A 17,039-nucleotide genomic window follows, 5' to 3' on the forward strand; every position below is an offset into this window, starting at 1 on the left:
AGGGCCGCTCAAGGCCGGGAAGCGGCCGAGGCCGGCACGGCAGGCGCCTGCGCGTTGGGCACGATGACGCCCGTGGCCAGCGGGATCTCGTCGCTGACGGTCACCGCCGTCACGTAGTAGCGCGTGTCGCCGAAGCAGCTGCCGGGCAGGCCCACCTTCTCTTCGTAGTGCAGCGTCACGCGCTTGCCCATGGCGCGCGTGACCTGCTGCGCCACTTCGTCGTTCCAGATCGTGAAGAGGAACTTCTCGGGCGTGGTGCCAGGCAGCGAGACCAGCGCCAGCTCGCCTTCCCAGGTCTTGCAGATCCAGCCTTTGTTGGAGAGCTTCTGCACCCAGCCGGCGCGGTCGCCGGTGGAGTAGCTCCAGCTCAGCGCGGCCCAGAAGTACGCGGCCAACAGCAGGGCCAGCACAAGCAGGGGCAGGACAACACGTTTGAACATGGCAAGGGCGCAAGGCGCGCAGGGCGGGGGATGAGCGGGGGGTGGTCGCGGATTATCAGCCGCCGGGTGTGTCGGCCCAGGCCAGGGCCAGCTCGGCCGCGGCCAGGTCTTCCAGCGCGCTGCCCACGGCCTTGAAGACCGTGACGTCGCCGCCCTGCTGGCGCCCGGCGTGCTGGCCGCGGCACAGCTGCGCCAGCGTGGCCTGCAGGCGCGCCGGCTTGAACTGCCCCTCGGCCGCGGCCTGCACCAGATCGCCGGCCTTGAGCAGCGCCTCTTCGGTATCGACGAACACGCGGCCGCGCGTGAAGCAGGCGGCGTCGGCCTCGCGCGTGTCGGGCGCGAAGCTGCCGATCAGATCGAGGTGCGTGCCCGGTGCCAGCCACGCGCCGTGCACCAGCGCCTGCCGCGCCAGCGTGGCGCAGCTGACGATGCAGGCGCTGCGCACGGCGGCTTCCAGGTCGGTGCTGGCCTGGGCGTTGAAGCCCTGATCGCGCAGCTGCGCGGCCAGGCGCTCGGCGCCTTCGGGGCGGTGGTTCCACACCGTCACGCGCTGCAGCTTGGGCCGCACCTGGCGGTAGGCCTGGGGCAGCAGCGTGGCCACGCGGCCGCTGCCCAGCACCACCAGGTGTTGCACATCGGCGCGCGCCAGGTAGTGCGCCGCCAGCGCCGAGGCCGCGGCGGTGCGGCGCGCGGTGAGTTCGCTGCCGTCCATCAGCGCCACGGGCACGCCGGTGTTGGCGTCGAACAGCAGGTAGATGGCATGCAGCCCCGGCAGGCCGAGCGCCGTGTTGCCGGGGAAGATGTTGATGGTCTTCACGCCGAGGTGGCGCCCCGGCTGCCAGGCCGGCATCAACAGCACCGTGCCGGCTTCGCCGGTGGGGTGCGTGATGCGGTGGGTGTGCCGCTGCGGCACCTCGCAGCCCGCGATGAACATCTCTCGCAGCGCCGGCACCAGCGCGCCGAGCGGCAGGCGCTGGGCGAGGGTGGCGGCGTCGAGCTGCAGCACGGGCCCGGGTGCCGGCGGCCGCTGCGCCTTACTTCGCGTTGGCCTTGAAGTTGGTGAAGGTGCGCGTCTGCAGGCGGCGGGCGTTGTTGTCCAGCGCCTTGGGCATGGCCATCTTCTTCAGCTCGGCCGCCGGCGGGAAGATCACCGGGTTGGCCGCCAGCTCGGGCTTCACGAAAGGCTTGCTGGCGCTGTTGGGGTTGCCGTAGAAGACCTGGTTGGTCAGCGCGGCGTGGTTCTCCGGCTTCATGATGAAGTTGATGAAGGCGTGCGCGTTCTTCGGGTGCTTGGCGTCCTTGGGGATGGCCATGGTGTCGAAGAACAGCGTGGCGCCGGCCGGCGGGATCAGCGCCTGGATCTTCTGCCCGGTCTTGCCTTCGGCGGCGCGGCTGCCGGCGATGTTGAAGTCGCCGGCGTAGCCCAGGCTCACGCAGATCTGGCCCTGGGCCAGGTCGTTGATGGGGCCGGGGCTGCTGATGCGCGTGACGAAGGGGCGCGCCGCCTTCAGCACGGCGGCGGCGGCTTCGTAGTCCTTGGCGTTGCTGCTGTAGCCGTCTTTGCCGGCGTAGATCATGGCCACGGGGATCACTTCGCTGGCCGAATCGAGCACGTGGATGCCGCAGCTCTTCACCTTGGCGGCGAGCTCGGGCTTGAAGATCAGGTCCAGCGGGTTGGCCGGCATGGGCGTGGTGCCGAGCGCGGCCTTGACCTTGTCGGTGTTGATGCCGATGGTGACGAAGCTCCACAGCCACGTGACCAGGTGCTTGTTGCCGGGGTCGCTTTCGCCCAGCTTCTCGAGCAGCGCGGGGTCGAGGTTCTTCCAGTTCGGCAGCAGCGCGCGGTCCAGCGGCAGGAAGAGGCCGGCCTCGATCTGGCGCTTGGCAAAGTGCGAGGAAGGCACCACCACGTCGTAGCCCGTCTTGCCGGCCACCAGGCGGGCGTGCAGGGTCTCGTTGCTGTCGAAGGTGTCGTAGCGCACCTTGATGCCGGTTTCCTTCTCGAACTTGGCGATGGTGTCCGGGCCGATGTAGTCGGCCCAGTTCAGCACGTTCAGCACCTTGGGCTCGGGGGCCTGGGCCATGGCGGCCCCGCTGGTGAAGAGGGCTGCGCCGGCCAAGCCGAGCGCGAGCAGGGTGCGGGTGAAGGGGCGGCGGGCGGTGCGCATGGCGGTGGGCTCCTCGGGGGGATGGCGGGGATGAGCGGTTCTGGCGTGCTTCAGGGCCGACAGGCCAGCACCTGAAACGGACGGGGCGGGATTGTGGCCGACCGGCCGCCCGCGCCCACCCTCACCACGCAATGGCCGTGCCGTCCCAGGCGAAAAAGCCGCCGCTGTCGGTGGGCTGCAGGCCGTTCAGCACGCGCAGCAGGTTGGCGGCGGCCACCGGCGGCGTGGTGGCTTCCGCGTCGCCGATGATGGGCGCCGACAGGCCCGATTGCACCGTGCCCGGGTGCAGCGCGGCCAGCACCGCCAGCGGGCGTTTGCGCGCCACCTCGATGGCCGCGGTGTGCAGGAACTGGTTGAGGGCCGCCTTGCTGGCGCGGTAGGCGTACCAGCCGCCCTTGCGGTTGTCGCCGATGCTGCCCACGCGCGCCGAGAGCACGGCCACCAGCGCACGCTCTTTCAGCGGCAGCAGCTCGCAGAAGTGCTTGAGGACCAGCGCCGGGCCGATGGCGTTGAGGGCCATCGCGCGGGCGAGCGTCTCGGGCGCCAGGTCGGCCAGGCGCTTCTCGGGCGAGCGGGGCCCGAGCTGCAGCACACCGGTGGCGCACACCAGCAGGTGCAGGCCGCCCGGGCCGGGCAGTTGCTCGCGCAGGTGCGCGGCCGCCGTGGCGATGCTGGCCTCGTCCAGCAGGTCGAGCGCCGGCGCGCTGCGGCGTGAGAAGGCGTGCACGCCGCCGCAGCGCGCATCGGCCTGCAGCGCCTGCACCAGCGCGCCGCCGATGGCGCCCGTGGCGCCGATGACGGCGGCGCGGTAGCCCTCGGGCAAGGAAGCGAGGGTGCTCATTCGGGAGCCGGGGCCGGCACGTCATTCGGCACATCACGCCGGCCGAACATCGCCCAGCCTTCCATCGTGAGCACCGGCTGCTCGTGCTGGTTGCGCATCGTCCAGCGGCAACGCAGCAGGCCGATGTGCGGCTTGCTGTTCATGGGCCGCGCTTCCAGGATTTCCATGCGCAACCGCAACGTGTCGCCCGGGAACACGGGCTTGTGCCAGCGCAGGTTGTCGATGCCGGGGCTGCCCTGGCTGCTGCTGTCGAGCAGGTAGCCGTCGCACATGATGCGCATGGCCATCGCGCAGGTGTGCCAGCCGCTGGCGCACAGGCCGCCGAAGACCGAGGCGGCGCCGGCTTCGTCGTCCAGATGGAAGGGCTGCGGGTCGAACTGGCTGGCGAAGGCGATGACGGCCTCGCGGCTGACCGGCCGGCCCTCGAAGTCCAGCACATGCCCGATGGGGAAGTCTTCCCAGAAAAGGCGCGGGCTGCGCTTCGTCCGCAATACGGTTGGGGGCTGTTCGTTCTCCATGGACGGCCAGCATAGCGGCGCCACAATGCGCGCCACCGCGAACCTCGAACAAGCCCACCGTCATGACGCTGCTGATCCTCGGCCTGATCCTCTTCCTCGGCGCGCACTCCACGCGCATCTTTGCCGAGGGCTGGCGCACGAACTTCATCGCCCAGCGCGGCGAGATGACGTGGAAGGGCCTGTACACGGTGGTCTCCATCGCCGGCTTCGTGCTGCTGGTGTGGGGCTACGGCCAGGCGCGTTTGGACCCCACGGTGCTGTGGGGCTCGCCGCGGTGGACGCGCCACCTGGCCGCGCTGCTGACGCTGCCGGCCTTCGTCTTGCTGGCCGCGGCCTATGTGCCTGGCAATTCGATCAAGGCCAAGCTCAAGCACCCGATGGTGCTGGGCGTGAAGGTCTGGGCGCTGTCGCACCTGATCGCCAACAACACGCTGGCCGACCTGCTGCTCTTCGGCGGCTTCCTGCTGTGGGCGGTGCTGAACTTCCGCGCGGCCCGTGCGCGCGACCGCGCCAACGGCACGGTCTACGCGCCGGGCCGCGCGGTGCCCACCGTCATCACCGTGGTGGCCGGCCTGGTGGCCTGGGCCGTGTTCGCCTTCTGGGCCCACGGTGCGTTGATCGGCGTGAAGCCTTTCGGCCCCATGGGCGGCGCCTGAAGGGGCGCTGAGGCATGAGCGCAGGCTTGCTCTGGGCGCTGAGCGCGCTGCTCATCGTGGTGGGCGTGGCCGGCACGGTGCTGCCGGCACTGCCGGGCACGGCCTTCGTGCTGGGCGGCATCGTGCTCGGTGCGTGGATCGACGACTTCACCCGCGTGCCGGTGTGGGTGGTGGTGCTGTGCACCGTGCTGGCAGTGCTGGCCTGGGTGCTGGACTACGTGGCCGGCCTGATGGGTGCGCGCCGTGCCGGTGCCAGCAAGCAGGCGCTGATCGGTGCCGCGGTGGGCACGGTGGTGGGCCTGTTCATGGGCATCGTCGGTGTGCTCTTCATGCCGCTGGTGGGCGCGGCCGTGGGCGAGTACCTCGCCCGCAAGGACGAGCGCCAGGCGCTGCAGGTCGGCGTGGCCACCTGGCTGGGCATCATGGCCGGGCTGCTGGCCAAGGTGGTGCTGGCCTTCATGATGATCGGCATCTTCATCGTGGCGCTGGTGTTCTGAGCACCACGCCGGGCGCGGCTCACACCGGCCGCCGCACGCCGCTTTCCAGCTTGAAGATGCGTGCCGCCTCGGCGCCGCCCTGGCCGGCGGCCGGCAGGCAGACGCCGTAGCGGAAGGGACCTTCCTCGCGCCCCGGGAAATCGAAGCGCAGGTCGCGGAACCAGGCGCAGCGCTCACCGGGCCCGTCGGGCGGGCCCGGCAGCCAGGCGGGCGTCTGGGCGAACCAGCGGAAGAAGCCGAAGGCCGGCGCGTTCCACGCTTCCACCACCCACGCTGGCGCACCCGCGCTGCCGAACTTCGGCACCTGCTGCCACACGGCCTGCGGCACCGGCAGGTAGGGGGCGGAGAAACGCTGGATGAAGTTGCTGTCGGCCTCCACCTGCAGTGCTTCGCTGCGGCGGGTGTTGACGTGGGCGAGGTGGTAGGTCTGGCCGTCGAACACCGTCACCGTCCAGTTGAAGGGCGAGGCCGGGCGTGGCATCACACTCACCTCGGCCGTCTTCATGCCCTGGGCGCGGGCGTGGCGCTCGCCCACCGCCAGCGCCTCGTATTGGCCCACCGTGGCCAGGCCCACCCAGGCCGCCGCGGTGCCGAGGCCGAGAGCGGCGGGCCAGCGCCGGCGCGGGAACACCGCCGCCAGCACCAGTCCGGCGAGCAGCAGGCCGCTGAACATCAGGTCGATGATGAACATCGAGCCCAGGCCGAAGCGCCGGTCGGAGAAGGGCTGCAGCAGCATGGTGCCGAACTGCGTGATCCAGTCGCCCGCGATGTGGATGGCGATGCCGGCCGCGGCAAAGACGTAGAGGCTCTTCCACCCGCCGGGCTGGCCGCGCGTGGTGCGGAAGGCCAGTGCCATCAACCACGCCACGATGAAGGCCCACAGCGGCAGCAGCAGCACCGAGTGCGTGATGCCGCGGTGGTGGGTGAGGTAGGCGATGTCGCCGAACCACTGCGCCACCACGTCCACATCCGGGAAGGCCCCCGCCACCAGCCCCACCACCACGCCCTGCCACGGCAGCGGCGCGGCGGCGCCACCATCCCAGGCGGCAGTGAAGCGGCCGGGGGGCTGCGAGCCGGGCGCTGCGGCCAGCGGCACCGGGCCGCGGGCGGCGATCAGGCGCGCCACCAGGGCACCGGACAAGGCGTGGGTCAGGGTATCCATGGGTCGCGAGCATGCCGCAGGCTGCCCGGCCCTTGCTGGCGCGGGCTCGGCGCGGGCTTGGGATAACCCTTCGCGATCAGGCGTCTTTGCCCGCCCTTGCTGGCGCATGCGCGCCGGCTGACCATCATGCGCGCCTCTCCCACCACCCCACAGGCAACGCCGCATGTTCACCCGTCGAGACTTCCTCAGCGCCGGCCTCGCCGCGCCCCTGGCCTACGCCGCCGGCTCCTTCGTGCCCGCCTGGGCGCAGAACGCGCCGAACCTGGGCACGCCCACGCTGCCCAGCCCGGGCTTCCGCCGCATGAAGCTGGGCGAGATCGAAGTGATCTCGCTGATCGACGGCATCGCCCGCCGCCCGCTGGGCGAAGAGTTCGTGAAGAACGCGCCGCTGGCCGAGGTGAAGGCGCTGCTGGCCTCGCAGGGGCTGGCCACCGATTACATCGACATCCCCTTCACGCCCTTCCTGGTGGTGGGCGGCGGCCGCCGCGTGCTGATGGACACGGGCCTGGGCGAGTTCGGCGGCCCCACCACGGGCAAGCTGCTGGAGAACCTGCGCGCCGCGGGCGTGCAGCCGGCCGACATCGACACCGTGCTGATCACGCACTTCCACGGCGACCACATCAACGGCCTGCGCACCCGCGCCGGCGAGCTGGTGTTCCCGAACGCCAAGGTGATGGTGCCGGCCGCCGAATACAACTTCTGGATGGACGACGCCAAGATGGCCGCCGCGCCGGAAGGCATGAAGGGCGCCTTCAACAACGTGCGCCGCGTCTTCGCCACCATGCCGGCCAGCACGCTGCAGCGCTTCGAGGCCGGCACCGAGCTGGCGCCGGGCATCCGCTCGGTGGCCGCCTACGGCCACACGCCGGGCCACACGCTCTTCGAGGTGAAGTCGGCCGGCCAGACCTTCATGTTCATCGGCGACCTCACCAACGTGCCGGCGCTGTTCGCACGCAACCCCGACTGGGCCGTGACCTTCGACATGGACGCCGAGGCCGCGCGCAAGGTGCGCCGCGAGGTGTTTGCGCGCATCGTCAGCAGCAACGCGATGGTGGGCGGCTTCCACTTCCCCTTCCCGGCCTTCGGCCGCATGGCCGCGGCCGGCCAGGGCTACGCCTTCCAGCCGATGGCCTGACCCGGCGCTGGGCCGGGCCGGCAGGCCCCGGCCCCACCCGCGGGGGGAGGCGGGCAGCACCCCCGCGCGGGGCCCCGGGCCGGGGGCCCACGCCGCGCCGACCTCGGAGCGATGGTTCCCCACGGGCCGTCTGGCGAGCATGGCGCACCGCCCTGAAACGGCGCTGCAGACCGGCAGCGCCGACACAGCGGCGGCGCGAAAGGCCCGCTGCCATGACCTCGACCACCTGCCCCTTGTCCCCGGCCCAGCGCTTGCTTGCTGCGGCTGTGCACCGCCTGCCGGCCTGCGTGCTGTCTCAGCGCTGGATGCAGCGGCTGCAGGACGCCCTGCAACCGCACCGTGGTGCCGACACCGAAGCGCCGGTGCTCTCAAGCACCGACCAAGACGACCGCCACCGCGGCTGTGGCTGGTTCGATTCCAGCCTCGATCTGCAGCAGGGCTTGCGCGTGGAGGAACACACCGGCCTGCCCGGCAGCGACCCTGCGCTGGCCGACCTGCCGCTGGCCGCCTGGCTGGAGCTGCAGCTGCAGGGCTGGCGGCCCGAGCCGCCCGGGGCCCAGGCCAGCGCCTTCACCGCCGTGACATGAGCGCGGCCGCCGGCGCAGGCATCATGCGGGCCCGGCGGCGCGCACCCTGAAGCGCCGCCCTGACGCTCGAAGCCATCGCCCACCGCCCCAACGGCGGGCGCGTGAGGACCCCGCCATGACCCTGTTTCGATGGACCGCCACCCTGGCCCTGGCCGCCGCAGCCTTGCTGGCCGCCTGCGGCGGTGGCGCCGACCGCACCAAGGCGCAGGTGCGCCTGGTGAACGCCAGCAGTGGCTACACCCAGCTCGACCTGCGCGTGGACAACGAAGTGCGCCAGGCCGGCGTGAGCTACGGCAACGCGGCCAGCTATGTCGAAGCCGACCCTGGCAAGGCCTTCACGCTGCACAGCGCGGGCAACAGCACCTCGCTGCTGAGCTTCACGCCCAGTGTGTCGGCGCGCAAGCACTACACGGTGCTGGCCTACGGCGCGTCCGGCGCTGCGAGGCAGGTGCTGCTGGACGACAACGCCGGCGCGCCCGAGACCAACCGCGCGCTGCTGCGCGTGGTGAACGCCGCGCCCGACGCCGGCGCGCTGGATGTCTACCTCACCGGCACCGACGACACCCTGGCCGCCAGCGTGCCGCAGCAGGCCGCCGCCGCGGTGGACGCCGTGGGCGCCTGGCTCACCCTCAACAGCGGCGGCTACCGCCTGCGCGTGACGGCCGCCGGCAGCAAGACCGACCTGCGCCTGGACGTGGCTGCGCTCACGCTCGGCAGCCGCCAGGTGGCCACGCTGGTGCTCACGCCCACCACGGGCGGCGTGCTGGTGCAGGCGCTGCTGCTCACGCAGCAAGGCGAGATCACGACGCTGGCGCCCACGCAGGCGCGCGTGCGGCTGGCCTCGGGCCTGAGCAGCGCCGGCAGCGCCGGGCTGCGGGTGGGCGGCACGGCGCTCTTCGCCAATGTCACCGCGCCGGCGGTCACGAACTACACGCTGGTGAGCGCCGGCGCGCGCGAGACCATCGTCACGGTCAACGGCACCGTGGTCTCCACCACCACGCAGACGCTGGCCGTGGGCAGCGACTACACCGTGCTCGTCTACGGCAGCCCCAGCGGCACGCCCGCTGTGGCGCTGCTGCCCGACAACAACACGCTTCCAACGGACCGCACCCGCGCCAAGCTGCGGCTGGTCAACGGCGTGCAGGGCCTGACCGGCACCTTGTCGATGAGTGCGGACTTCTCGCCGGTGGCCGACGGCGTGGACGCCGGCAAGGCTTCGGTCTACGAGCTGGTGGACGCCACCACCACCGGCCGCCTTTCGGTGGTGGCCGCGGGCACCGCACTGCCGCTCTTCGAGACCACCGAGCAGACCTTCGTGGCCGCGTCGAACTACACCGTCTTCCTGGTGGGCAGCCCGACGGCACCGGTGGGCATCGTGCGCAAGGACCGCTGAGGCTCGGGGCGCGGGTTCAGGCCAGGCGGCCGGCGCGGAAGTCGTTCACCGCGTCGAAGATTTCCTGCTGCGTGTTCATCACGAAGGGCCCGTACTGCGCGATGGGCTCCTTCAGCGGCTGGCCCGCCACCAGGATGGCGCGCGCGCCCGCTTCACCGGCGCGCAGCAGCACGCCGTCGCTGCCGGGCGTGTTGGCCAGGATGGCCATGCGGCGCGTGCGCACCAGCGTCTCGGCCACGTTCAGCTCGCCGCGGTAGACCACCACAAAGGCGTTGTGGTGCGCCGGCAGCGGCTGCGTGAACACGGCGCCGGGGGCCAGGTGCAGGTCGAGGTACAGCGGCTCGGTGGCATCGCGCTGCACCGCGCCCTGCACGCCGTGCGTGGCGCCGGCAATCACCCGCGCGGTGACGCCCTCGCCCTGCCACTCGGGGACCTCGGCGGTGGCGATGTCTCGGTACCAGGGCTCGCGCATCTTGTCGCGGCCGGGCAGGTTCAGCCAGAGCTGGAAGCCTTCCATGGCGCCTTCCTGCTGCTCGGGCATCTCGCTGTGGATGACGCCGCGGCCGGCCGTCATCCACTGCACGCTGCCGGGCACGAGCAGGCCCTCGTTGCCGGCGCTGTCGCGGTGGCGCATGCGGCCTTGCAGCATGTAGGTGATGGTTTCGAAGCCGCGGTGCGGGTGGTCGGGGAAGCCGCCGATGTAGTCGCCCGGGTTCTCGGTGCCGAAGAGGTCGAGCATCAGGAAGGGGTCCAGGCGCCGCTGCAGGTCTTGCGTGAGCAGGCGCGTCAGGCGCACGCCGGCGCCGTCGCTGGTGGCCTGGCCCTGGATGAGGCGCTCGACGAGGCGCGGGGCGGTCAAGGTGGCCGGGCGGGAAGGGGGGGGCGTGGTGTCCATGCAGGCACTGTAGCCAGCCGCGCGCGGCCCCGGGTTGCACGGGCTTGCACGCAACGTTCGGAAGCGGCCGGGTGGTAATCTGCCCGGCACCCCCAACGCAGACGAACGAGCAGGAGCCCGCGCGATGAAGGCCATCTGGAGAGGCACCGTGGTTGCCGAGAGCGACGACACCGTGGTGGTGGAAGGCAACCACTACTTCCCGGCTGCGGCCGTGAAGGCCGAGTACCTGCTGCCCAGCAACACCAAGACCATGTGCAGCTGGAAGGGCCAGGCGAGTTACCACACGCTCTTCGTCGATGGCGATGCCAACCCCGATGCCGTGTGGTTCTACCCCGACCCGAAAGACGCCGCCGCCGAGATCAAGGGCCGTTTGGCCTTCTGGAAGGGTGTGCAAGTCGTCGAGTGAAGGCCGCGTGGCGCTGACCGCCAGCCAACGCCGCCGCCTGCGCGAGATGTGGCGCTCGGCGGGCTGGCCCTGCCACGACGCGATCGAGCTCGACCTGCTGGCCGCCGGCCTGCTGGAGCGCCGCTGGGATGCCGCCGAGCGCGAAACCCTGCGGGTCACCGATGCCGGCCTGCAGCGGCTGGCGGAGGCGCGCCAGCGCCACCAGGCGGCCTACACCGAGCACGAGGCGCTGGTGGCCCGCGTGGCGCGCGAGATGCAGCGCGCCGGCCGCATCGCCTGGCGGGGCCTGAGCCTGCGCGCGCCCTTGCGTGCGGAGCCGGCCGAGCTTGCGCCGCCTGCCCACAACGGGGGCGGCATCGAGACGGCCACCGCCGCCGCGCCCGCCCGGTCGCCCACCGTGTGGGCCGTGGCCATGCCCGATGTCTATTCGATCCGCCACACCACGGTGGAAGACCACGTCGAACCCATCGCGCACGAGATCAAGGTGCGTCGCGCCGACCTGCTGAGCGATCTGCGCCGGCCCGAGAAGGCGGCGGCCTACCTCGCGGTCTCCAGCCAGTGCTGGTATGTGCTGCGCGAGGGCATTGCCGAGTCCGACGAGGTGCCGCCGGCCTACGGCGTGATGTTCGCCAGCGCCAGCGGCCTGGTGGTGGCGCGCCCCGCGCCGCGCCGGGCCATGCGCCTGCCGCTGGCGGTGTGGATGGCCTTGGCCAAGGCCCACCCCGAGCCGCACGACGAGTCCGAGGGCTCGGCCTGGCTGGCAGACACGGCTACACCCGGCGGCTGAACGGCCGATAGCCAGGGGGATGCTGCCCGCATCCCGCCGGCGCGCGCGCTGCGTGCCTTGCCACCGAGGTTGGAACCCATGTTGTCCTGGTTGAAGCTGGGGCGCTCTGCTGCGCCTGTGAGCAAGCCGCCGCCTGCGGCCCTGCCCGCACGGGCGGCCGCCAGTGCTTCGGCGCCGGTGCGGCCCGCGGCGCCCACCCCTCAGGCCGTGGCCCCGCCACCGGCGCCAGTGGCCCGCGCGGCGGCCTTGGAAGACCTGCCGGTGGACGGCCTGGGCGTGCGCCGCCCCCTGGTCGGGCGCCAGGGCCAGGTGGCCGGCTTCGAGCTGCTGCTGGCACCGGCGGTCGAGCGCCGGCTCGCCGGGCGCGCCGACACGCCCTCGGCCCAGCTCTACCACCGCGTGCTGCTGAACACGGCCGCCGCGGTGGCTGCGGGCGGCCGCGCGGCGCTGGTGCGCCTGCCGGCGGCCGCGCTGGCCCAGGAAGCGATGGCCGCGCTGGTGCCGCCGGGCGCCTGGGTGGCCGTGAGCGACCTCGCCACCCTGCCCGCCGCGCAGGCCGAGGCCCTGCGGGCCCGCGGTGCCCATCTGGGCGTTCCCGATGGACCGCCCCAGGCCGAACCGAGCCCTGATTTCGTGCTGCTGCAAGGCGGAGCGGCCGGCATCGACAGCCTGCTGCTTTCAGTCCAGCGTTGGCGCGAAGTGCTGCCGCGTGTGCGCCTGGTGTGCACCGGGCTGCAGCACCTCGAAGACGTCGAACAGCTGCTGCAGGCCGGTGTGGACCTCGCCAGCGGCGAGCTCGGCCGCAGCCGCAGCGCCCCGCCACCGCGCCCGCTGGGCGCTGCAGCGCTGCGCATCGTCGGCTTGCTGAACGACCTGGCGCAAGACCGCGACACCTCGGTCATTGCCGATGCGGTGCGCGGCGACGCCACGCTCACCTACCGCCTGCTGCGCTACGCCAACAGCCCGGCCATCGGCTTGAAGCGTGCGGTGGAGGCGGTGGACGATGCGGTGCAGTTGCTGGGCCGGGCGGAACTGCGGCGGTGGTTGTCGGTGCAGCTGGCGGCCAGTTCACCCGGCCGGGCGGCGGGGCGTGCGCTGGAGGAAAGTGCCTTGGCGCGGGGCCGCATCCTGGAGGCCCTGGCGCAGCAGAACGGCGAGCTCAACGCTGGCGCGCATTTCACCTTCGGTGTGCTTTCGCTGATCGAGCCGTTGCTGCAGGTTCCCGTGGCGCAGGCCTTGGGGCCGCTGCGCCTCGGGGAAGACTTCAGGGCGGCCCTGCTGCACCGGCAAGGCGCGCTGGCGCCGAGGCTCGCCATGCTGGAGGCGTGGGACCGCGGCGACGACGAGGCGCTCGAACAGTGGGCGGTGGCCGTTGGCGGCACGGTGGCGCAGATGCGCGAGCTCGTGGCTGTTGCCTGGCAGTGGGCCACCGAGGTCGACAGCGAGAGCCCCTGACCGCCCGGCGCGCTGCGCATCGCGGCCAAAAAGAAAAAGGCCGCTTTGCAGCGGCCTTCGGTTCACGCTGGGCGCGGTGAGTGGTCAGCCACGCACCTGCAGCTTGCGACGGGTCGCGAAGGCGCCCATCAGCGCCAGACCGGCCAGCGCCAGCGAGCCGGGCTCGGGCACGCCGTTCGGACGCGACGTGACGCCCATGACCTTCATCGCGTCGCCCGTCGAGCCCAGGTTGGTGCCGCCGAACGAGCTGTTGTAGGCGCTGATCAGCCAGTAGCTCGACGAAACGCCACCGCCGTTGATGTTGAAGACACGGTCGGGGCTGTAGCCGCTGGTGCCATCCACCGTAGAGATCAGCGACCAACCGCCGGTCAGGAGGCCGTCGGCGGTCTTGCCGGCGATGCTGGCTTGCGTGCTCGTGCAACCCACGCAGGCCAGAACCTGGAAATCGCCGTCCGGGTTGGCCCAGCCCATGGTCACCGTGCGCAGCACTTGCGCGCTGGTGAACGAAAGCAGCAGCATGTCGGTGCTGCCGTCGTTGCTGTCCATGGCGTGGTTGCCGTTGGTGCTGGTGGCTGCGCTGCCACCTTCGGCTGCGTTGCCGACACCCAGGCCGAAGCCGTCAGAGGTGGGGGTGGGCGTCTGGCCGCCGTGCAGCACGATGGTGGAGGTGGCGAAGGTGTTGGTGGCGGTGCCGCCGACGTTGGTGTTGCCCGCCGCCAGCGAGGTGTTGGCACGCGTGTTGGCGGCGCTGAAGGCGGTGATGGCCAGGTTGAACGGCGGGGCATTGGACGACTGGTCCGTGCAGTTCCAGGTGTTGCCGGTGGACGTGCCGAGCGCGCCGCCAACCGCCGTGGTGTTGCCGCTGCAGCCACCCGGGTTGGCGTTGTCCAGGAAGCTCCACGTTCTGGTTTGTGCACTGACGGCGCCGGCGGTGGCCAAGCCCAGAGCGAGCACAGCCGTGCGTGCAAGGGTGGTGGTGAACATTTCGGGTTTCCTCAAAAAACGCGCTTCAGAAAAATCTTCGAAGGCTGCGCTGGAGTTGGAGCAATCAGCGGGCCAGAAGCAAAAACATCAACGCTGACAAGAGTTTGCTGGAATTGGTGCAGGTGCCATCGCAGTAAGCGTAAGTAAATCCGACACCTGGCGGCACCGCTCACCTCAGGGTTGCCAACAAGGCTTCGGCTTCGGCGCGCTGGCGGAAGCCGGCCGGGGCCTTCAGGGCCGCCGTGAGTTCTTCACGCGCTTCTGCCTTCCGCCCCTGGCTGGCGAGCACGCTGCCGAGGAAGAAGCGGGTGTCTGCATTGCTCGGGTCTCGCAGCCGCGCGTCGCGCAGCAGCTGCAGGGCGCGGTCGGCCTGCCCGGCGCGGAAGGCTGCCCAGCCCGCCGTGCCGATGACGTGCGGCGCGTCGGGCGCCATCGCCAAGGCTTGCTCGGCCACTTTCTGGGCGCCAGGGTCCTTCTGCATGAGCATGACGTTGGCGAGGTTGTTGAGCGTGTCGGCGTTGACCGCCTGCAGCTTGACCAGTGATTCGTAGCTGCGGCGGGCGCCCGCCATGTTGCCGGCGTTGAGCTGGGTGTCGGCCAGGGCTCGCCAGACGACGGCGTCGCGGGGCCGGGTGGCCAGCCATTGTTCGGCCAGCCGCATGGCGCCGGCGGGGTCGCGCTGCGCCTGCACCACGAAGAGCCGCATCAGGCTGTCGGTGGACTTGTCCAGCTCGTGCGCCTTGCGGTAGGCCTGCACGCCGGCATCCAGCTGCTTGCGCGCCAGCGCCACGTCTCCCAGCAGCGCGTGGCCCAGGCCGGCCTTGGGCATGAGGGCGATGACGCGCTTGGCCCGTTGCTCGGCCTGCGCCAGCTCGCCCAGGCGCGTGTCGACGCTGGCGCGCAGGCTCAGGGCCGGCACGTAGTCAGGGCGCTCGGTCAGCGCCTTGTCGAGGGTGTAGGCGGCGCCCTTCGTGTCTGCCGCCTGGTTCTGCAGCACGGCGATCTGGGTCAGCTGGGGCGCGTTGAAGCTGGCCGTGGTGGCCGCGCGGGTGAGGTGCCCCCGCGCCGCGGTGACGTCGCCATTGGCGATGCTGACGCGGCCCAGGGCGATCAAGGTCTGCACCGAATCCGGCGCCCGGTTCTGGGCGCGCTTGACCGCCTCTTTCGCCGCAGCCGCCTGGCCGTTGCGCAGGTGGAAGTCCACCAGCGCCAATGCGGGCGCAGAGTTGTCGGGGCCGGCGTGTTCGTCGGCCTTGCTCAGCCAGCGTTGCGCGTCGGCCAGTTGCCGGTTGCGCTCGGCCAGCTGCGCCACGGCCAGCAGCGTCTCGATGTTCTTGTCGTCCTTGGCGATCGCAGCGTTCAGCCTCGTCGCCGCCGCCTGCAGGTTGTTGGCGTCCATGTCCAGCCGCGCCAGGCTGACCTGTGCCGTGGTGAAGCCTGGATCTGCCGCCGCCGCCGCCTCGAAAGCCGTGCGGGCGCCAGCCACGTCGCCCTTGAGACGCCTGGCTGCGCCGAGCAGGTTCAGCACGCCCGGGTTCTTGGGGTGGGCCTTGTCCACGGCCTCTGCCACCCGTACCGCGTTGTTTCCCTGGCCCGACTGCACGTAGAGCGATGCCAAGGCGTAGCCTGCCTGGAGTTGCTTGGGGTCCTTGGCGAACGCAGCCTCCAGTTCCTTGATGGCCTCGCCGAAGCGAGCACTGCCCACCAGGCTCAGCCCCAACGCGGTCCGCACCATGGGCTGGTCGCTGATCTTCAGCGCCTCTTGTGCGATGGCGGTGGCCCGGGAGTGCCGGCCCACCGACATGTGGGCCGAGGCCAGCAGCATCATGGCCTGGGTGTCGCCCGGATTGGCGCGGATGTAGAGGTCCAGGGTCTCGATCGCGCGGTCGATGTTCTTTTCGCTGAGGTAGATGTTGGCCAGCACCTTGGAGGCCGCATGGCCCGGCGAGTTGCGCAGCAGGCCCTCCAGGTAGGGCTTGGCCTTCTCGCGCTGGCCCAGGCTGTAGTGCGCCAGACCGCCGAGCATCTGGGTTTGCGGCCGGTAGCGCAGGAACCCCAGCGGTATCGGGTCGAGCATGGCGGTCAGCTCGTTGAGCGCCGCGCGGCTGTCTTCCCTCCTGCCCTGTCGCTCAGCGAGCAGGGCGCGCAGGTAGATGCCGCGGGGGTCGCGGGGCGCGGCCTTCTTGATCTCGGCGATGTCGCGGCCGGCGTCCTCGATGCGGTTGAGGTCCATGTAGACCCCGGCGCGTGCAACCAGGGCGCCGACGTGCGTGGGCTCGATCTGCAGGGCCTTGTCGTAACTGCCCAGCGCGGCGTTCAGCTGGGGCACGACATGCAGGGCCTCGCCCCGGACGAAGTGCGCTTCGGCCAGCGTGGGCGCCATGGCGATGGCCTTGTCGGCAGCGGCCAGCGCCTCTTTCAGCTGGCGCGCCCGGATGCGAAGCGGCACTTCGGCCACCCAGCTCGCCGAGTCCAGCGGCTCGAGGGCACGGGCGTCCTCGATGGCCTTGATCGCGACCTTGGAATCCGCCATCTCGCCGGCCGCGCCAGCGCGCAGCAGCAGCAGGTCGAACTGCGTGCGTTTGGGCAGGCCTTCGAGCGCAAAGCGTGAACCATTGATCACTTCTTCGGGCTTGCCCTGCGCGATCACCGCGCGCGCCAGGGGCGTCACCACCTCGGCGCGGCTCACGCCCAGGCGCAGGGCCTCGGCCAGCGCCACCTCGGCGGCGCCGACCTCGTTGTTCTCCAGCAGGGCCTTGCCCAGCAGAACCTGTGCGGACAGGTTCTTGTTGTCCGCCTTCAGCACGTTCTTCAGCTGCACGATGGCGCCGGGGTAGTCCTTGTTCTCGAAGCGCCTCAGGGCGTCTTCGTAGAACTGGGAGGCCTTGGCGCCGGAGGCCCCGGCAGGGCCGGCAGCCGCCAGCGCCCCCATCGCCAAGGCGAGGGCGAGCAGGGGGGTTCGCCAGCCCACGGGGCTGCGCAGCGAGAGTTTCGTTTTCATCGTCCCGCATCGTAAAAGATGCTTGCGCGGTTTCTCTCGGGCGCCGCCACCGCCGGCGGCCCGCGTGTGCAGTTGTAGCGTGAGCTTCCCCGCACGTTGCCTGTGGTGGCCCTG

17 protein-coding genes are annotated in these 17,039 nt (G+C 71.3%); 8 read left to right on the forward strand and 9 right to left on the reverse strand.

The window, feature by feature from the left end:
* Window positions 1–8: 8 nt before the first annotated feature.
* The 5 genes from EOE66_RS02305 to EOE66_RS02325 form a co-directional block, all read right to left on the reverse strand.
* A complete protein-coding gene (locus tag EOE66_RS02305; RefSeq protein ID WP_205702611.1) occupies window positions 9–440 on the reverse strand; it encodes a hypothetical protein in 432 nt (143 codons plus the stop codon).
* Between the two features lie 55 nt (window positions 441–495).
* Entirely contained in the window at window positions 496–1,446 is a 951-nt protein-coding gene (gene lhpI / locus EOE66_RS02310) for a bifunctional Delta(1)-pyrroline-2-carboxylate/Delta(1)-piperideine-2-carboxylate reductase (protein WP_128227062.1), read from the reverse strand.
* 28 nt (window positions 1,447–1,474) lie between these two features.
* Window positions 1,475–2,608: an extracellular solute-binding protein gene (locus EOE66_RS02315; protein WP_128227063.1), complete on the reverse strand. Its 1,134-nt coding sequence runs from the start codon at window positions 2,606–2,608 to the stop codon at window positions 1,475–1,477.
* A gap of 121 nt (window positions 2,609–2,729) precedes the next feature.
* A complete protein-coding gene (locus tag EOE66_RS02320) occupies window positions 2,730–3,449 on the reverse strand; it encodes an SDR family NAD(P)-dependent oxidoreductase (RefSeq protein WP_128227064.1) in 720 nt (239 codons plus the stop codon).
* Entirely contained in the window at window positions 3,446–3,967 is a 522-nt protein-coding gene (locus EOE66_RS02325) for a MaoC family dehydratase (RefSeq protein WP_128227065.1), read from the reverse strand. The genes EOE66_RS02320 and EOE66_RS02325 overlap by 4 nt, the downstream gene beginning before the upstream one ends.
* A gap of 62 nt (window positions 3,968–4,029) precedes the next feature.
* On the opposite strand from EOE66_RS02325, the gene EOE66_RS02330 reads away from it, so the two are divergent.
* Complete coding sequence (locus tag EOE66_RS02330) at window positions 4,030–4,623, forward strand: NnrU family protein (protein ID WP_128227066.1); 594 nt, start codon at window positions 4,030–4,032, stop codon at window positions 4,621–4,623.
* A 14-nt stretch (window positions 4,624–4,637) separates the two neighbouring features.
* Window positions 4,638–5,120: a DUF456 domain-containing protein gene (locus EOE66_RS02335; RefSeq protein ID WP_128227067.1), complete on the forward strand. Its 483-nt coding sequence runs from the start codon at window positions 4,638–4,640 to the stop codon at window positions 5,118–5,120.
* Window positions 5,121–5,139: 19 nt separating this feature from the next.
* Here EOE66_RS02335 and EOE66_RS02340 read toward each other — a convergent pair whose 3' ends face one another.
* A complete protein-coding gene (locus EOE66_RS02340) occupies window positions 5,140–6,282 on the reverse strand; it encodes a metal-dependent hydrolase (protein ID WP_128227068.1) in 1,143 nt (380 codons plus the stop codon).
* 163 nt (window positions 6,283–6,445) lie between these two features.
* On the opposite strand from EOE66_RS02340, the gene EOE66_RS02345 reads away from it, so the two are divergent.
* The 3 genes from EOE66_RS02345 (at window position 6,446) to EOE66_RS02355 (ending at window position 9,397) form a co-directional block, all read left to right on the forward strand.
* Window positions 6,446–7,417 (forward strand): MBL fold metallo-hydrolase, encoded by a 972-nt coding sequence (locus EOE66_RS02345; RefSeq protein WP_128227069.1) that lies wholly within the window; start codon window positions 6,446–6,448, stop codon window positions 7,415–7,417.
* 212 nt (window positions 7,418–7,629) lie between these two features.
* Window positions 7,630–8,004 carry a hypothetical protein gene (locus EOE66_RS02350; protein WP_128227070.1) on the forward strand — a complete coding sequence of 125 codons (375 nt, stop codon included), beginning with the start codon at window positions 7,630–7,632 and terminating at the stop codon, window positions 8,002–8,004.
* Between the two features lie 115 nt (window positions 8,005–8,119).
* The gene (locus EOE66_RS02355) at window positions 8,120–9,397 is read left to right on the forward strand and encodes a DUF4397 domain-containing protein (protein ID WP_128227071.1); all 1,278 of its coding nucleotides are present in this window, start codon (window positions 8,120–8,122) and stop codon (window positions 9,395–9,397) included.
* A gap of 16 nt (window positions 9,398–9,413) precedes the next feature.
* On the opposite strand, the gene EOE66_RS02360 is transcribed toward EOE66_RS02355, so the two are convergent.
* Complete coding sequence (locus EOE66_RS02360; protein WP_128227072.1) at window positions 9,414–10,292, reverse strand: pirin family protein; 879 nt, start codon at window positions 10,290–10,292, stop codon at window positions 9,414–9,416.
* A 124-nt stretch (window positions 10,293–10,416) separates the two neighbouring features.
* Between EOE66_RS02360 and EOE66_RS02365 the strand changes: the two genes are divergently transcribed.
* The 3 genes from EOE66_RS02365 (at window position 10,417) to EOE66_RS02375 (ending at window position 12,940) form a co-directional block, all read left to right on the forward strand.
* Window positions 10,417–10,698, forward strand: a complete 282-nt coding sequence (locus EOE66_RS02365) for a DUF427 domain-containing protein (protein WP_128227073.1) — start codon at window positions 10,417–10,419, stop codon at window positions 10,696–10,698.
* Between the two features lie 7 nt (window positions 10,699–10,705).
* Window positions 10,706–11,485, forward strand: coding sequence for a hypothetical protein (locus EOE66_RS02370; protein WP_310733086.1), 780 nt, complete (start codon window positions 10,706–10,708; stop codon window positions 11,483–11,485).
* A 78-nt stretch (window positions 11,486–11,563) separates the two neighbouring features.
* Complete coding sequence (locus EOE66_RS02375) at window positions 11,564–12,940, forward strand: EAL and HDOD domain-containing protein (protein ID WP_128227074.1); 1,377 nt, start codon at window positions 11,564–11,566, stop codon at window positions 12,938–12,940.
* Between the two features lie 84 nt (window positions 12,941–13,024).
* Here EOE66_RS02375 and xdp1 read toward each other — a convergent pair whose 3' ends face one another.
* Window positions 13,025–13,924 (reverse strand): exosortase-dependent surface protein XDP1, encoded by a 900-nt coding sequence (gene xdp1, locus EOE66_RS02380; protein ID WP_128227075.1) that lies wholly within the window; start codon window positions 13,922–13,924, stop codon window positions 13,025–13,027.
* A 169-nt stretch (window positions 13,925–14,093) separates the two neighbouring features.
* On the reverse strand, window positions 14,094–16,925 hold the full coding sequence (gene prsT, locus EOE66_RS02385; protein ID WP_245478869.1) for an XrtA/PEP-CTERM system TPR-repeat protein PrsT: 2,832 nt from the start codon (window positions 16,923–16,925) through the stop codon (window positions 14,094–14,096).
* Window positions 16,926–17,039 lie beyond the last annotated feature (114 nt).

The sequence above is a fragment of the Rubrivivax rivuli genome (assembly GCF_004016505.1).
GTDB classification, from domain to species: domain Bacteria; phylum Pseudomonadota; class Gammaproteobacteria; order Burkholderiales; family Burkholderiaceae_C; genus Rubrivivax; species Rubrivivax rivuli.

Coding starts and splice junctions, on each gene's coding strand:
- EOE66_RS02305 (WP_205702611.1), bottom strand. CDS start 440: ATGTTCAAACGTGTTGTCCTGCCCCTGCTTGTGCTGGCCCTGCTGTTG.
- EOE66_RS02315 (WP_128227063.1), bottom strand. CDS start 2,608: ATGCGCACCGCCCGCCGCCCCTTCACCCGCACCCTGCTCGCGCTCGGC.
- EOE66_RS02320 (WP_128227064.1), bottom strand. CDS start 3,449: ATGAGCACCCTCGCTTCCTTGCCCGAGGGCTACCGCGCCGCCGTCATC.
- EOE66_RS02325 (WP_128227065.1), bottom strand. CDS start 3,967: ATGGAGAACGAACAGCCCCCAACCGTATTGCGGACGAAGCGCAGCCCG.
- EOE66_RS02330 (WP_128227066.1), top strand. CDS start 4,030: ATGACGCTGCTGATCCTCGGCCTGATCCTCTTCCTCGGCGCGCACTCC.
- EOE66_RS02335 (WP_128227067.1), top strand. CDS start 4,638: ATGAGCGCAGGCTTGCTCTGGGCGCTGAGCGCGCTGCTCATCGTGGTG.
- EOE66_RS02340 (WP_128227068.1), bottom strand. CDS start 6,282: ATGGATACCCTGACCCACGCCTTGTCCGGTGCCCTGGTGGCGCGCCTG.
- EOE66_RS02345 (WP_128227069.1), top strand. CDS start 6,446: ATGTTCACCCGTCGAGACTTCCTCAGCGCCGGCCTCGCCGCGCCCCTG.
- EOE66_RS02350 (WP_128227070.1), top strand. CDS start 7,630: ATGACCTCGACCACCTGCCCCTTGTCCCCGGCCCAGCGCTTGCTTGCT.
- EOE66_RS02355 (WP_128227071.1), top strand. CDS start 8,120: ATGACCCTGTTTCGATGGACCGCCACCCTGGCCCTGGCCGCCGCAGCC.
- EOE66_RS02360 (WP_128227072.1), bottom strand. CDS start 10,292: ATGGACACCACGCCCCCCCCTTCCCGCCCGGCCACCTTGACCGCCCCG.
- EOE66_RS02365 (WP_128227073.1), top strand. CDS start 10,417: ATGAAGGCCATCTGGAGAGGCACCGTGGTTGCCGAGAGCGACGACACC.
- EOE66_RS02375 (WP_128227074.1), top strand. CDS start 11,564: ATGTTGTCCTGGTTGAAGCTGGGGCGCTCTGCTGCGCCTGTGAGCAAG.
- xdp1 (WP_128227075.1), bottom strand. CDS start 13,924: ATGTTCACCACCACCCTTGCACGCACGGCTGTGCTCGCTCTGGGCTTG.
- prsT (WP_245478869.1), bottom strand. CDS start 16,925: ATGAAAACGAAACTCTCGCTGCGCAGCCCCGTGGGCTGGCGAACCCCC.